At 43.5% G+C, this 14,227-nt stretch carries 13 protein-coding genes and 1 other RNA gene; 12 read left to right on the forward strand and 2 right to left on the reverse strand.

From position 1 onward, the window contains the following. Positions 1-66: 66 nt before the first annotated feature. Both pbp1a and recU read right to left on the reverse strand, forming a co-directional pair. On the reverse strand, positions 67-2,235 hold the full coding sequence (gene pbp1a, locus Q4443_RS05720) for a penicillin-binding protein PBP1A (RefSeq protein ID WP_001041840.1): 2,169 nt from the start codon (positions 2,233-2,235) through the stop codon (positions 67-69). After that, entirely contained in the window at positions 2,232-2,828 is a 597-nt protein-coding gene (gene recU, locus Q4443_RS05725; RefSeq protein WP_000248756.1) for a Holliday junction resolvase RecU, read from the reverse strand. Before recU ends, pbp1a begins: the two co-directional genes overlap by 4 nt. A 66-nt stretch (positions 2,829-2,894) precedes the next feature. Here recU and Q4443_RS05730 point away from each other — a divergent pair, with 66 nt between their 5' ends. From Q4443_RS05730 to fni, 12 genes are all read left to right on the forward strand, one after another. After that, positions 2,895-3,422 (forward strand): DUF1273 domain-containing protein, encoded by a 528-nt coding sequence (locus tag Q4443_RS05730; RefSeq protein ID WP_000199579.1) that lies wholly within the window; start codon positions 2,895-2,897, stop codon positions 3,420-3,422. Positions 3,423-3,491: 69 nt separating this feature from the next. Beyond that, positions 3,492-3,821: a cell division regulator GpsB gene (gene gpsB, locus Q4443_RS05735; RefSeq protein ID WP_000146523.1), complete on the forward strand. Its 330-nt coding sequence runs from the start codon at positions 3,492-3,494 to the stop codon at positions 3,819-3,821. A 20-nt stretch (positions 3,822-3,841) separates the two neighbouring features. Continuing rightward, positions 3,842-4,223: RNase P RNA component class B (rnpB, locus tag Q4443_RS05740), an RNA gene on the forward strand. 84 nt (positions 4,224-4,307) lie between these two features. Further along, complete coding sequence (locus Q4443_RS05745) at positions 4,308-5,465, forward strand: class I SAM-dependent RNA methyltransferase (protein ID WP_049519426.1); 1,158 nt, start codon at positions 4,308-4,310, stop codon at positions 5,463-5,465. A 12-nt stretch (positions 5,466-5,477) separates the two neighbouring features. Beyond that, positions 5,478-6,923: a cell division site-positioning protein MapZ family protein gene (locus Q4443_RS05750; protein ID WP_049519424.1), complete on the forward strand. Its 1,446-nt coding sequence runs from the start codon at positions 5,478-5,480 to the stop codon at positions 6,921-6,923. Positions 6,924-6,998: 75 nt separating this feature from the next. Further along, a complete protein-coding gene (gene gndA / locus Q4443_RS05755) occupies positions 6,999-8,423 on the forward strand; it encodes an NADP-dependent phosphogluconate dehydrogenase (protein ID WP_049489790.1) in 1,425 nt (474 codons plus the stop codon). A gap of 11 nt (positions 8,424-8,434) precedes the next feature. Further along, on the forward strand, positions 8,435-9,124 hold the full coding sequence (locus tag Q4443_RS05760) for a response regulator transcription factor (RefSeq protein WP_000518005.1): 690 nt from the start codon (positions 8,435-8,437) through the stop codon (positions 9,122-9,124). A gap of 99 nt (positions 9,125-9,223) precedes the next feature. Continuing rightward, positions 9,224-10,219 carry a choline-binding protein CbpF gene (cbpF, locus tag Q4443_RS05765; RefSeq protein WP_303408122.1) on the forward strand — a complete coding sequence of 332 codons (996 nt, stop codon included), beginning with the start codon at positions 9,224-9,226 and terminating at the stop codon, positions 10,217-10,219. Positions 10,220-10,336: 117 nt separating this feature from the next. Then, a complete protein-coding gene (mvk, locus tag Q4443_RS05770) occupies positions 10,337-11,215 on the forward strand; it encodes a mevalonate kinase (RefSeq protein ID WP_042902856.1) in 879 nt (292 codons plus the stop codon). Beyond that, entirely contained in the window at positions 11,197-12,150 is a 954-nt protein-coding gene (mvaD, locus tag Q4443_RS05775) for a diphosphomevalonate decarboxylase (RefSeq protein WP_042902855.1), read from the forward strand. The genes mvk and mvaD overlap by 19 nt, the downstream gene beginning before the upstream one ends. Beyond that, complete coding sequence (locus tag Q4443_RS05780; protein WP_049519421.1) at positions 12,137-13,144, forward strand: phosphomevalonate kinase; 1,008 nt, start codon at positions 12,137-12,139, stop codon at positions 13,142-13,144. Before mvaD ends, Q4443_RS05780 begins: the two co-directional genes overlap by 14 nt. Beyond that, entirely contained in the window at positions 13,128-14,129 is a 1,002-nt protein-coding gene (gene fni, locus Q4443_RS05785) for a type 2 isopentenyl-diphosphate Delta-isomerase (protein WP_049519419.1), read from the forward strand. Before Q4443_RS05780 ends, fni begins: the two co-directional genes overlap by 17 nt. Positions 14,130-14,227 lie beyond the last annotated feature (98 nt).

A 14,227-nucleotide genomic window follows, 5' to 3' on the forward strand; every position in this document is an offset into this window, starting at 1 on the left:
TTTGTTAAGCATATAAATGCAATAGTGCTATGAAAAAATCACCCAGAAAAATCTGGGTGATAAATGTTATGGTTGTGCTGGTTGAGGATTCTGATTTTGGTTCTGGTTTTGTTGACCAGGCGTTGTATTTGGTTGCTGGTTATTGGTATTATTGTTTGCACTATTATTCGTGCTTGGAGTAGTTGAGCTTGACTGTGAAGTTGAACTTTCTGATGTCGAGCTCGAACTTTCTGGTGTTGGGGCCTGTTGCGGAGCAGGAGCAGTCCATGCAGAACGAGCACCGTTTTTAAAGACGAACTCACCACTTCGATAGAGACCTTCTGGCATAGTCCAGTCGCCAGGGTTGTTATCCTCAGACAGATAAGTCATCATTGAACGGTAAACCTTAGCTGCAACATAGAAGCCATCACCAACGATAGGAGTAAGGCGGTTTGAGTAACCTGTCCATACCGCCATTGAATATTTGCGAGTATAACCAACAAACATTTCGTCTGGAGCTACATAACCAGTATTTTTGATGTAGTTTTCAATTTCATCATCTGTATAGTTTGATGTACCAGTCTTACCAGCTTGAGGTAGCCAAGGGAGATAAGCACCACGACCCGTTCCGTATGCCAAGACAGTCTTCATCATTTCTGTCATCATATAGGCGGTCGTCTCTTTCATGGCACGAGTACCAGGATCAGCGTATTCTTTTGAGCTACCATCACTAAAGACGATTTTGTTGATATACATTGGTTTATGGTAGATACCACCGTTAGCAAAAGCAGCGTAAGCAGCAGCCATTTTCTCACTACTTGCTCCGTACTTTTTGTTTGACTCAGTCGTGTTACTTGAAATCGCGTTGGCATAGTGCATATCCGGATAGTCAATACCGATTCCATTTAGGAAGGTCTTGGCTCTATCCAAACCGACTTTGTTCAAGGTTTCTACGGCCGTAACGTTCCGTGATTGTTGGAGCGCATATTGGATGGTGATGTTTCCAAAATAACTTCTATCCCAGTTGTAAACAGGGGTATCTGTTCCAGGATAGTTGTATGGAACATCATGTACAATCGAAGCAGTTGAGTCGTAGATGTCATACTCCAAGGCAGGAGCATAGTCTGTGATCGGCTTCATGGTAGAACCCCAGTCACGGTTGGTTTCAACAGCTTGGTTGATTCCGAAGGAAACATTGCTTGATTGGTGACGAGAACCTAACTGAGCAATAACTTTCCCATTTGTTACATCCACAATCGTTGAAGCTACTTGCATTTCATCATCAGGATAGTTGACATACTCGTCGGTATTGTAGATATCCCAGAGATGTTGTTGAACTTTAGGATCAACGTTGGTGTAGACGTCCATACCAGTTGTTAAGAGGTTGTAGCCTGTTTCTTGTTCGACTTGATCGATTACCTCTTTGAGATAGTTGTCCATGTATGGAGGATAACTATTAGCCGATTTTAGACTTTGAAGTCCATCTGTAATCGGAGTATTAATCGCTTTTTCATATTGCTCAGCTGAAATGTAACCTTGCCCCTTCATCTCAGAGAGGACGAGATTACGACGTTCTTGAGCGGCTTCTGGATGCGAGTATGGATCATACTGGTTTGGAGCCTGAGGCATACCAGCAAGGAGAGCCAGTTGAGGAATACTTAAATCTTTGAGATCCTTGCCATAGTAACTTTGGGCAGCTGTCTGCATTCCGTAGTTACCGTTTGACATGTAAACCTTGTTGATGTAGTAGGTCAAGATCTCTTGTTTAGTCGCTTTTTGTTCTAGCTGAACAGCTAACCAAGCTTCCTGGGCCTTACGAGAAAGAGTCTGATCAGAAGTTGACGTAGAGAAGTAAGTTAATTTAATCAACTGCTGTGTCAAGGTGGAAGCTCCTTGCAGACCTCCACCACCACGAAGGTTTCGGAGGGTAGCACCTAGGATACGGATCGTGTCGATTCCTCGGTGATTAAAGAAGCGATGGTCCTCAATCGAAACAATAGCGTTGACCAAATCGGTCGGTATTTCGTTTGCTTGGGCATTGACCCGACGTTCTGATCCAAGATCAGCGATAAGCTCGTCATTGCTATCATAGATCTTACTTGACGTTGTAGCGACTAGTTTACTTTCAGAAAGTTCGGGAGCCTTGCTAACATAGTAGAGGAAGAGACCACCACCAAGCATTACAGCTGCGATAAATACAGTTAAGAGACTGATACTGACATACTTAGCTATTCGCAGAAAAGTTTGTTTGTTCATCTTGTTTTACCACCTAGTAAATGTTCTTTGATAATGTCGAGGTAGGGAATTTGAGGAAAAGCACCAGGCTCAATCCTATATCCATTTTCTCGAATATATCCAAGTGGCATTGACTTCTGTCCCTTATCTTGATGATAGAAACGGATGAGGTCAATAGCCGGCAATAAGTAGGTTTCTTGCTGAGAAGAAAAGTGAAGGAGTACAAAGCAGATTCCTTGCTGGGCAAGGACTTGTTCCATATGCTGGATCTGATGGAGATGAAAATTCTTCATCGGTATCGCATGTTTTTGCCTGGTTTCCTTTGCTTCAAAGTCGATGTAGTATCCATCATAAACCCCTGAATAGTCAGTAGTTGAGGCTTGTCTGAAGTAGGCTTCAACGATCTTGGCTCGACTTCGTTGGGGATAGTCGACACGTACGATTTGGATGGGAGTCGGTTTCTTGTGAATAACAGCTAACCCATGCGACAAATAGTAGTCGTTCGTAGCATTGATCATCTTTTCAAAAGACATTCCCCGATTTGCGAAATTTTTAGTTTGTGACAGGGGTGCTTGCCTCTTTTGAGATGAAATTTTATGTGGATAGTTGACCATAATTCTCCTTATTGGTACAATAACATCACTCTATTATATCATAAATTTACAAAGAAAGGGTTAAAAATGACATCAGCCTTGATTTTAGGCTATTCAGCCTTTGACCTTGGTCTCTTTAATGACAAGGATATTCGCGTTGATATTATCAAAACAGCCATTCGGAGAGACCTGGAACGTCTAGCAGAGGATGGGGTGAACTGGCTTGTCTTTACAGGGACCTTGGGCTTTGAGTACTGGGCGCTTCAGGTGGCGAAAGACATGAAAGCAGACTATGGATTTCAGTTGGCGACCATTTTTGATTTTGAAACCCATGGCAGTAATTGGAATGAAGCAAATCAAGCGAAATTGAGTGAGTTCAAGCAGGTTGATTTTGTCAAATACGCCTATCCACAATATGAGCACAAGGGACAACTACGCGATTATCAAAAATTTCTGCTGGAAAATACAGATACTTGTTACCTTTTTTACGACGAAGAAAACGAAACCAAGTTACGATATTTTTACCAAATGATGAAAAATCAAGCGGACTATGTTACAAGAAGATTAACATTTGAGGACTTGAATGAAATAGTAGAAAATTTTTCTGAAAAGTAAGCCTTTGACCTTGATTTTTACTTGTCTTTTTTTATATAATAATACTAGTAACCCAGAATGGAGAGAGACATGGCAAGTATTATATTTTCAGCGAAAGATATTTTTGAACAAGAATTTGGACGTGAAGTACGTGGATACAGCAAAGCAGAGGTTGATGAATTCCTAGACGATGTGATTAAGGACTATGAAACCTACGCAGCTTTGGTCAAATCCCTTCGTCAAGAGATTGCTGATTTGAAAGAAGAATTATCTCATAAACCACAGGTAGCGCCAACTCAACCAGACTCTATTGAGGTAACAGCTTCTACTTCAATGACAAACTTTGATATTTTGAAACGCTTAAATCGTCTCGAAAAAGAAGTATTTGGTAAGCAAATCTTAGACAACCAAGATTTATAATTGACTAAGGAATGAGTGCAATTTTTGGATAATCGCGTGAAGAGGTTCTCTTTTCATGAGGAAAGTCCATGCTAGCACAGGCTGTGATGCCTGTAGTGTTTGTGCTAGGCGAAACCATAAGCCTAGGGACGAGAGATCGTTACGGCAGTCGAAATGGCTAAGTCTTCGGATAGGTCAGAATAGGCTTGAAAGTGCCACAGTGACGGAGTCTTTCTGGAAACGGAGAGAGTGGAACGCGGTAAACCCCTCAAGCTAGCAACCCAAATTTTGGTCGGGGCATGGAGTGCACGGAAACGAACGTAGTACTCTGACTACTAGCAGATTTATGCTGTTAGTGGTAGACAGATGATTATCGAAGGAAGTGGTCCTAGTCACTTCTGGAACAAAACATGGCTTATAGAAAATTGCATATAGGTTGGGGCTGAGAAATCTTTCTCAACCTCATTTTTTAAAGTGAACAAAAGAAAGGTCTTGCAAGACTGTAAAATGAAAGAACAATTTAATTTAATCGCAACTGCTGCAGCGGGTCTCGAGGCTGTCGTTGGACGAGAGGTACGAGATCTGGGTTATGATTGCCAGGTTGAAAACGGCCGTGTTCGTTTCCACGGTGATGTGAAGGCAATCATTGAGACCAATCTTTGGCTTCGTGCAGCGGATCGCATCAAGATTGTGGTCGGAAGTTTTCCAGCTAAGACCTTTGAAGAGCTTTTTCAAGGTGTTTTTGCTCTAGATTGGGAAAACTATCTCCCGCTAGGAGCACGTTTCCCGATATCAAAGGCAAAATGTGTGAAGTCTAAACTTCATAACGAGCCTAGTGTTCAGGCTATTTCCAAGAAGGCTGTTGTGAAGAAATTACAAAAACACTATGCCCGCCCAGAAGGAGTTCCCTTGATGGAAACGGGTCCCGAGTTTAAGATCGAGGTATCTATCCTGAAAGATGTGGCAACTGTCATGATTGACACGACAGGTTCTAGCCTTTTTAAACGTGGTTATCGTACGGAAAAGGGTGGAGCACCCATCAAGGAAAATATGGCGGCGGCCATTTTACAACTATCTAACTGGTATCCAGACAAGCCCTTGATTGATCCGACCTGTGGTTCAGGAACGTTCTGTATCGAGGCGGCTATGATTGCTAGAAAGATGGCTCCAGGACTTCGCCGTTCCTTTGCTTTTGAGGAATGGAACTGGGTCAGCGATCGGTTAATCCAAGAAGTTCGCACAGAGGCGGCTAAGAAAATTGATCGTGAACTTGAGCTGGACATTATGGGCTGTGATATAGATGCTCGCATGGTGGAAATTGCCAAGGCAAATGCTCAAGCAGCAGGTGTCGCAGGTGATATCACCTTTAAGCAAATGCGGGTACAGGACTTGCGCACTGACAAGATTAATGGCGTTATCATTTCCAATCCACCATATGGGGAACGTTTGTCTGATGATGCAGGAGTTACCAAGCTCTATGCTGAGATGGGACAAGTCTTTGCACCACTGAAAACGTGGAGTAAGTTTATCCTGACGAGTGACGAAGCTTTTGAAAGCAAGTACGGAAGTCCAGCTGATAAAAAACGAAAACTCTATAATGGGACCTTAAAAGTGGATTTGTATCAATACTTTGGTCAGCGTGTCAAACGCCAAGAGGTAAAATAGAAAGGTGAACTCATGAGTAAGAAAAGACGTGATCGTCATAAAAAAGGATATCAAGAACCACAACTCGACTTTGATGAAGCAAAAGATTTGACTGTTGGTCAAGTGATTCGTAAGAATGAAGAGGTCGAGGCAGGAGTATTGCCTGAGGACAATATCTTAGACAAATACATCAAACAGCACCGTGAGGAAATCGAAGCTGACAAGTTTGAAACTCGTCAGTTTAAAAAAGAAGAACTGGCTTCTACTCAAAACCTAGAGGAAATGATCCAAGAAGTGCGAGAATCTAGTGAGACTTCTGATCAGGTAGACGATTCAGACCTGGTTGCTGAGGAATCTATTGAAGAGATAGGAAATGAAGAGACTACTCAGTTTGTTCCACCACTTCAAGATGAAGAAAATGCTGAAATAGAGCCTCTCGTTTTAACAGAAACAGAGCCCAAGGAAATAAATGAGGAACAAGAAGAGGAGATTTATACACCTCTATCACGTTCGGCTCAAACAGAACCTGAAACAGGCTCTAAGAAGAAAGCTGTCATCATCATTGCTTCGGTAGTAGCTGCAATCCTTGTGCTTGCTGGAACATATTATGTCTACCGCCAAGTATCTCGTTCAAACCAAGAAATCCAGTCTTCTCAAGCAGCCTCTTCGGATGATCAAGGGACACAAACAGCTTTGAAAGACTTCAATGATTTCTATGATACTTTCTATACAGATGCTAATAAGACTGCTCTGAAAAACAGCCAGTTTGATAAATTGAGCCAACTGAAAACCTTGCTAGATAAGTTAGAAGGTAGCCGTGATTATACACTAGCTAAGTCAAGATATGATAGCCTAGCAACTCAAATCAAGGCCATTCAAGATGTTAATGCCCTCTTTGAAAGCCCAGCAATCACTGACGGTGTCTTGGATACCAATGCGAAAGCCAAAGCAGACGCTAAATTTACAGAAATTAAGACAGGCAACACAGAACTAGACAAACTCTTGGATAAGGCCATTAGTCTTGGTAAGAGCCAACAAACCAGTGCTTCCAGCTCAAGTTCAAGCTCTAGCACGAGTCAAGCAAGCTCAAGTTCAGCTACAGAAAGCAATGCAAGCAGTACGACCCCTTCAACTAGCACTACGGCACCAGCTAGAGATACGAATGGTGGTTTGTCTGGCGATGGGGTTAATCTTCAAAGAAGTGCTAGTCGTGTACCTTACAACCAATCAGCTGTAGACGATAGCAACAACCCTGCTTGGACGTTTGCGGATGGTGTATTGGAACAAGTTCTAGCAACATCACGTGCTCGTGGCTATATCACTGGAAATCAATATATCCTAGAACGTGTCAATATCGTAAACGGAAATGGTTATTACAACCTCTATAAACCAGATGGAACCTATCTCTTCACCCTCAACTGTAAGACAGGTTACTTTGTAGGGAATGGTTCTGGTCACGCTGATGACTTGGACTACTAAGCAACCGTTACAAAATTCTTTCCTTTCATAGGTAAAAATGATAAAATAAAACATATTAAACAAGAGGAGTGTCACATGACAAAAGCTAACTTTGGTGTCGTTGGTATGGCCGTAATGGGTCGTAACCTTGCCCTAAATATCGAATCTCGTGGTTATACAGTTGCCATTTACAACCGTAGTAAAGAAAAAACAGAAGATGTAATTGCTTGCCATCCTGAAAAGAACTTTGTGCCAAGCTATGACGTGGAAAGCTTTGTAAACTCAATCGAAAAACCTCGTCGTATCATGCTCATGGTTCAAGCTGGACCTGGTACAGACGCAACTATCCAAGCTCTTCTTCCCCACCTCGACAAGGGTGATATCTTGATCGACGGAGGAAACACTTTCTACAAAGATACTATCCGTCGTAATGAAGAACTAGCAAACTCAGGTATCAACTTTATCGGTACTGGAGTTTCTGGAGGTGAAAAAGGTGCCCTTGAAGGTCCTTCTATCATGCCTGGTGGACAAAAAGAAGCCTACGAATTGGTTGCAGATGTTCTTGAAGAAATCTCAGCTAAAGCACCAGAAGATGGCAAACCATGTGTGACTTACATCGGTCCTGATGGAGCTGGTCACTATGTGAAAATGGTCCACAACGGTATCGAGTATGGTGACATGCAATTGATCGCAGAAAGCTATGACCTCATGCAACACTTGCTTGGCCTTTCTGCAGAAGACATGGCTGAAATCTTTACTGAGTGGAACAAGGGTGAATTGGACAGCTACTTGATCGAAATCACAGCTGATATTCTTGGACGCAAAGACGATGAAGGTCAAGATGGCCCAATCGTAGACTACATCTTGGATGCTGCAGGAAACAAGGGAACTGGTAAATGGACTAGCCAATCAGCACTTGACCTTGGTGTGCCATTGTCACTGATCACTGAGTCAGTATTTGCTCGCTACATCTCTACATACAAAGAAGAGCGTGTACATGCTAGCAAGGTGCTTCCAAAACCAGCTGTCTTCAAGTTTGAAGGAGACAAGGCTGAGTTGATCGAAAAGATCCGTCAAGCCCTTTACTTCTCAAAAATTATCTCATACGCACAAGGTTTTGCCCAATTGCGTGTTGCTTCTAAAGAAAATAACTGGAACTTGCCATTTGCGGACATCGCGTCTATCTGGCGTGATGGCTGTATCATCCGTTCTCGTTTCTTGCAAAAGATTACAGATGCTTACAACCGTGATGCTGATCTTGCAAACCTTCTCTTGGATGAGTACTTCTTGGATGTTACTGCTAAGTACCAACAAGCAGTTCGTGATATCGTAGCTCTTGCTGTTCAAGCTGGTGTACCAGTGCCAACTTTCTCAGCAGCTATTACTTACTTTGATAGCTATCGTTCAGCAGACCTTCCTGCTAACTTGATCCAAGCGCAACGTGACTACTTTGGTGCCCACACTTACCAACGTAAAGACAAAGAAGGAACCTTCCACTACTCTTGGTATGACGAAAAATAAGTAGGTCTGCCATGGGGAAACGGATTTTATTACTTGAGAAAGAACGAAATCTCGCTCATTTTCTCAGTCTGGAACTCCAAAAAGAGCAATACCGTGTTGATCTGGTCGAGGAGGGGCAAAAAGCCCTCTCCATGGCTCTCCAGACAGATTATGACTTGATTTTACTGAATGCTCGTCTGGGGGATATGACGGCCCAGGATTTTGCAGAGAGGCTGAGTCGGACAAAACCTGCCTCAGTGATCATGGTCTTGGACCATCGCGAAGAATTGCAAGACCAGATTGAGACAATCCAGCGCTTCGCCGTTTCTTACATCTATAAGCCAGTGATTATTGATCAGCTGGTGGCTCGTATTTCAGCGATTTTCCGAGGTCGGGACTTTATCGACCAACATTGTAGTCAGATGAAGGTCCCAACGTCTTACCGCAATTTGCGTATGGATGTAGAACATCATACCGTTTATCGTGGCGAGGAGATGATTGCTCTGACGCGCCGTGAGTATGACCTTTTGGCCACTCTCATGGGAAGCAAGAAGGTCTTGACTCGTGAGCAGTTGTTGGAAAGTGTTTGGAAGTACGAAAGTGCGACAGAAACCAATATCGTGGATGTTTATATCCGTTATCTACGTAGCAAGCTTGATGTAAAAGGTCAAAAAAGCTACATTAAAACCGTGCGTGGTGTTGGTTACACCATGCAAGAATAGAAAAGCAGTTGCAGTTGTGTAACTGCTTTTTTTGAGAAGTTTCTATATATTGACATACAATAAAGTCTTTGCTACAATCAGTTATGGAGGAAAGATCTAATGAAGAAATTTAAAATAATGATGCAAGTTGGACTCGCAGTCTTTTTCTTTGCTTTGCTAGCTACAAGCACCGTCTTTGCGGATGATGCTGATTCGGAAGGCTGGCAATTTGTCCAAGAAAATGGTAGAACCTACTACAAGAAGGGGAACCTCAAAGAAACCTACTGGCGAGTGATTGATGGAAAATACTATTATTTTGATCCTTTATCTGGAGAGATGGTTGTCGGCTGGCAATATATACCTGCTCCACACAAAGGGGTTACGATTGGTCCTTCTCCAAGACAAGAGATTGCTTTTAGACCAGATTGGTTTTACTTTGGTCAAGATGGGGTACTACAAGAATTTGTTGGCAAGCAAGTGTTAGAAGCAAAAACTGCTACAAACACCAACAAACATCATGGGGAACAATATGATAGTCCAGTAGAGAAACGAGTCTACTATTTTGAAGACCAAAGAAGTTATCACACCTTAAAAACCGGTTGGGTTCATGATGAGGGGCACTGGTATTATTTACAGAAGGATGGTGGCTTTGATTCTCGCATCAACAGATTGACTGTTGGGGAGCTCGCACGTGGCTGGATAAACGATGATTCAACTTGGTACTATCTAGATCCAACAACTGCTACAATGCAAACGGGTTGGCAATATCTTGGTAACAAGTGGTACTATCTCCGTTCATCAGGAGCTATGGCAACTGGCTGGTATCAGGAAGGCTTATCTTGGTATTATTTAGATGAACCAAATGGCGATATGCAAACGGGCTGGCAATACCTTGGGAACAAGTGGTATTATCTTCGTTCATCAGGAGCTATGGCGACTGGCTGGTATCAGGAAGGTTCGACTTGGTATTATCTAAACGCAAGTAATGGCGATATGAAGACAGGCTGGTTCCGGGTTAATGGCAAATGGTACTACGCTTATAGTTCAGGTGCTTTAGCAGTGAATACGACTGTAGAAGGCTATTCTGTCAACTATAATGGCGAATGGGTTCAATAATGAAAGAGGCGATTGTGAAGGAAACAATCGCTTTTTTTGTGAAAATATAATAAAATAGATAGGAGAAAATACTACTGTATGAAATGAGACGGTCTTTCCGTCTGGTTAAAGGAAAACATGACAAAAAAAGTTGGTGTCGGTCAGGCACATAGTAAGATTATTTTAATAGGAGAGCATGCGGTAGTCTACGGCTATCCAGCTATTTCTCTGCCTCTCTTAGAGGTGGAGGTGACCTGCAAGGTGGTCCCTGCTGAAAGCCCGTGGCGTCTTTATGAGGAGGATACCTTGTCCATGGCGGTTTATGCTTCGCTGGAGTATTTGGATATCAAAGAAGCTTGCATTCGATGTGTGATTGACTCGGCTATCCCCGAAAAACGGGGGATGGGTTCGTCAGCTGCTATCAGCATAGCAGCCATTCGAGCTGTTTTTGACTACTATCAAGCCGACCTACCTCATGATGTACTAGAAATCTTGGTCAATCGGGCTGAGATGATTGCCCATATGAATCCGAGTGGTTTGGATGCCAAGACCTGTCTCAGTGACCAACCCATTCGCTTTATCAAGAATGTTGGTTTTACAGAACTTGAGATGGACTTATCCGCCTATTTGGTGATTGCTGATACGGGCGTGTATGGTCACACTCGTGAAGCTATCCAAGTGGTTCAAAGCAAGGGCAAGGATGCCCTACCGTTTTTGCATGCCTTGGGAGAATTGACCCAGCAGGCAGAAGAGGCAATTAGACGAAAAGATGCTGAGGGACTGGGACAAATCCTCAGTCAAGCTCATTTACATTTAAAAGAAATTGGTGTCAGTAGCCCTGAGGCAGACTCCCTCGTTGAAGCGGCTCTGAGACATGGTGCTCTAGGTGCCAAGATGAGTGGTGGTGGACTAGGAGGCTGTATTATCGCCTTGGTAGCTAATCTGGACCAAGCGCAAGAACTAGCAAAACGATTAGAAGAGAAAGGAGCTGTTCAGACATGGATCGAAAGCCTGTAACAGTACGTTCCTACGCAAATATTGCCATTATCAAATATTGGGGAAAGAAAAAAGAAAAAGAGATGGTTCCTGCTACTAGCAGTATCTCTCTTACTTTGGAAAACATGTATACAGAGACGACCTTGTCGCCTCTACCGACGGATGCGACTGCTGATGCCTTTTATATCAATGGTCAGCTTCAGAGTGAGGCTGAGCATGCCAAGATGAGCAAAATCATCAACCGTTACCGTCCAGAAGGTGAGGGATTTGTCCGTATCGATACCCAAAACAACATGCCGACTGCGGCTGGCTTGTCATCCAGTTCTAGTGGTTTGTCCGCCTTGGTCAAGGCTTGCAATGCTTATTTCCAGCTTGGTTTGAATCGGAGCCAGTTGGCGCAGGAAGCTAAGTTTGCCTCAGGTTCTTCCTCTCGTAGTTTTTATGGACCGTTAGGTGCCTGGGACAAGGATAGTGGAGAGATTTACCCTGTAGAGACAGACTTGAAACTAGCTATGATTATGTTGGTGCTGGAGGACAAGAAAAAACCAATCTCTAGCCGTGACGGGATGAAACTCTGTGTGGAAACCTCGACGACCTTTGATGACTGGGTGCGTCAGTCTGAGAAAGATTATCAGGAGATGCTGGTTTATCTCAAAGAGAATGATTTTGCTAAGGTTGGGGAATTAACGGAGAAAAATGCCCTAGCCATGCACGCTACGACCAAGACTGCTAGTCCAGCCTTTTCTTATCTAACGGATGCTTCCTATGAAGCCATGGACTTTGTTCGCCAGCTTCGTGAGCAAGGTGAAGCCTGTTACTTTACCATGGATGCCGGTCCCAATGTCAAGGTCCTCTGTCAAGAGAAAGATTTGGATCATCTATCTGAAATCTTTGGTCAACGTTACCGCCTGATTGTGTCAAAAACAAAGGATTTGAGCCAAGATGATTGCTGTTAAAACTTGTGGAAAACTCTATTGGGCAGGGGAATACGCTATTCTAGAGCCAGGACAGTTAGCCTTGATAAAGGCGATACCTATCTATATGAGGGGAGAGATTGCCTTTTCTGATAGCTACCGTATCTATTCAGATCTGTTTGATTATGCAGTGGACTTGACGCCAAATCCTGACTACAGCTTGATTCAAGAAACGATTGCTCTAGTGGAAGATTTCCTCGTTTATCGTGGGCAAACCTTGCGACCTTTTTCCTTGGCAATCCGAGGGAAAATGGAACGAGAAGGCAAAAAGTTTGGTCTAGGTTCTAGTGGTAGCGTCGTTGTTTTGGTGATCAAGGCCCTGCTGGCTCTGTATGATATTACGGTTGATCCGGAACTCTTGTTCAAGCTGGCTAGCGCGGTCTTACTCAAACGAGGCGACAATGGCTCTATGGGAGACCTTGCCTGTATTGTGGCAGAGGATTTGGTTCTCTACCAGTCTTTTGATCGAAAGAAGATAGCTGCTTGGCTGAAAGAAGTAAGCTTGGCAACAGTTTTGGAGCGTGACTGGGGCTTTTCTATCTCACACGTACAACCTGCCCTAGAATGTGATTTCCTAGTGGGATGGACCAAGAAAGTGGCTGTATCGAGTCAAATGGTACAGCAAATCAAGCAAAACATCAATCAGAATTTTTTAACTTCCTCAAAAGCAACGGTGTCTGCTTTGGTAGAAGCCTTGGAGCAGGGGAATGCAGAAAAAATTATCGAGCAGGTGGAAACAGCTAGTCGACTTTTAGAAGGCTTGAGCGCAGATATTTACACACCTTCGCTGAGACAGTTGAAAGAAGCCAGTCAAGATTTGCTGGCTGTTACCAAGAGTAGTGGCGCTGGTGGTGGTGACTGTGGCATTGCCTTGAGTTTTGATGTGCAATCAACTGAAACCATAAAAAATCGCTGGGCCGATCTGGGGATTGAGCTCTTATACCAAGAAAGGATAGGACATGACGACAAATCGTAAGGACGAGCATATCCGCTATGCCCTTGAGCAGAAAAGTTCCTATAATAGCTTTGATGAGGTGGAGTTGATTCATTCTTCCCTGCCTCTTTATGACCTGGATGAGATTGATTTGTCTACAGAATTTGCAGGTCGAAAGTGGGACTTTCCTTTTTATATCAATGCCATGACAGGTGGAAGCGATAAGGGGAGAGAAATCAATCAAAAGCTGGCTCAGGTGGCAGAAGCCTGTGGGATTTTGTTTGTGACGGGATCTTATAGCGCAGCTCTCAAAGATCCAACAGACGACTCTTTTTCTGTCAAATCTAGCCATTCAAAGCTCCTCCTTGGAACCAATATTGGCTTGGACAAGCCTATCGAGTTTGGACTTCAGACTGTAGAAGAGATGAATCCTCTTCTCCTTCAAGTGCATGTCAATGTCATGCAGGAATTGCTCATGCCAGAGGGAGAAAGAAAGTTTCGAAGCTGGCAATCGCATCTAGCAGATTATAGCAAGCAAATCCCAGTTCCTATTGTCCTAAAGGAAGTGGGCTTTGGGATGGATGCCAAGACCATCGAACGAGCCTATGAACTGGGTGTTCGAACGGTTGACCTGTCAGGTCGTGGTGGCACTAGCTTTGCCTATATCGAAAATCGTCGCAGTGGCCAGCGTGATTACCTTAATCAATGGGGCCAGTCCACCATGCAAGCCCTTCTCAATGCCCAAGACTGGAAAGACAAGGTCGAACTCTTGGTCAGTGGAGGGGTTCGGAACCCGCTGGATATGATTAAGTGCCTGGTCTTTGGTGCCAAGGCTGTAGGACTGTCACGTACCGTTCTAGAGTTGATTGAAAGCTACACAGTCGAAGAAGTTATTGGCATTGTCCAAGGCTGGAAAGGAGATCTGCGTTTGATTATGTGTGCCCTTAATTGTGCCACTATAGCTGATCTGCAAAACGTAGACTATATTCTTTATGGTAAACTAAAAGAAGCAAAAGATCAGATGTAGAGAGGTCGGGACAAGAATTCCGCCCTTTTTTTAGCTTTTTGTCAACTGTAGTGAGTTGATGAAACCTAGCTTGTAGGAGCGATTTCTGTCCTATCTCC

The sequence above is a fragment of the Streptococcus sp. GP0011 genome (assembly GCF_030546305.1).
Taxonomy (GTDB): Bacteria; Bacillota; Bacilli; order Lactobacillales; family Streptococcaceae; genus Streptococcus.

What these genes read in the sequence shown, in the direction of transcription:
- pbp1a (WP_001041840.1), bottom strand. Translation starts at nt 2,235, where the DNA reads ATGAACAAACAAACTTTTCTGCGAATAGCTAAGTATGTCAGTATCAGT.
- recU (WP_000248756.1), bottom strand. Translation starts at nt 2,828, where the DNA reads ATGGTCAACTATCCACATAAAATTTCATCTCAAAAGAGGCAAGCACCC.
- Q4443_RS05780 (WP_049519421.1), top strand. Translation starts at nt 12,137, where the DNA reads ATGATTGCTGTTAAAACTTGTGGAAAACTCTATTGGGCAGGGGAATAC.
- gpsB (WP_000146523.1), top strand. Translation starts at nt 3,492, where the DNA reads ATGGCAAGTATTATATTTTCAGCGAAAGATATTTTTGAACAAGAATTT.
- Q4443_RS05750 (WP_049519424.1), top strand. Translation starts at nt 5,478, where the DNA reads ATGAGTAAGAAAAGACGTGATCGTCATAAAAAAGGATATCAAGAACCA.
- Q4443_RS05730 (WP_000199579.1), top strand. Translation starts at nt 2,895, where the DNA reads ATGACATCAGCCTTGATTTTAGGCTATTCAGCCTTTGACCTTGGTCTC.
- fni (WP_049519419.1), top strand. Translation starts at nt 13,128, where the DNA reads ATGACGACAAATCGTAAGGACGAGCATATCCGCTATGCCCTTGAGCAG.
- gndA (WP_049489790.1), top strand. Translation starts at nt 6,999, where the DNA reads ATGACAAAAGCTAACTTTGGTGTCGTTGGTATGGCCGTAATGGGTCGT.
- Q4443_RS05760 (WP_000518005.1), top strand. Translation starts at nt 8,435, where the DNA reads ATGGGGAAACGGATTTTATTACTTGAGAAAGAACGAAATCTCGCTCAT.
- mvk (WP_042902856.1), top strand. Translation starts at nt 10,337, where the DNA reads ATGACAAAAAAAGTTGGTGTCGGTCAGGCACATAGTAAGATTATTTTA.
- mvaD (WP_042902855.1), top strand. Translation starts at nt 11,197, where the DNA reads ATGGATCGAAAGCCTGTAACAGTACGTTCCTACGCAAATATTGCCATT.
- Q4443_RS05745 (WP_049519426.1), top strand. Translation starts at nt 4,308, where the DNA reads ATGAAAGAACAATTTAATTTAATCGCAACTGCTGCAGCGGGTCTCGAG.
- cbpF (WP_303408122.1), top strand. Translation starts at nt 9,224, where the DNA reads ATGAAGAAATTTAAAATAATGATGCAAGTTGGACTCGCAGTCTTTTTC.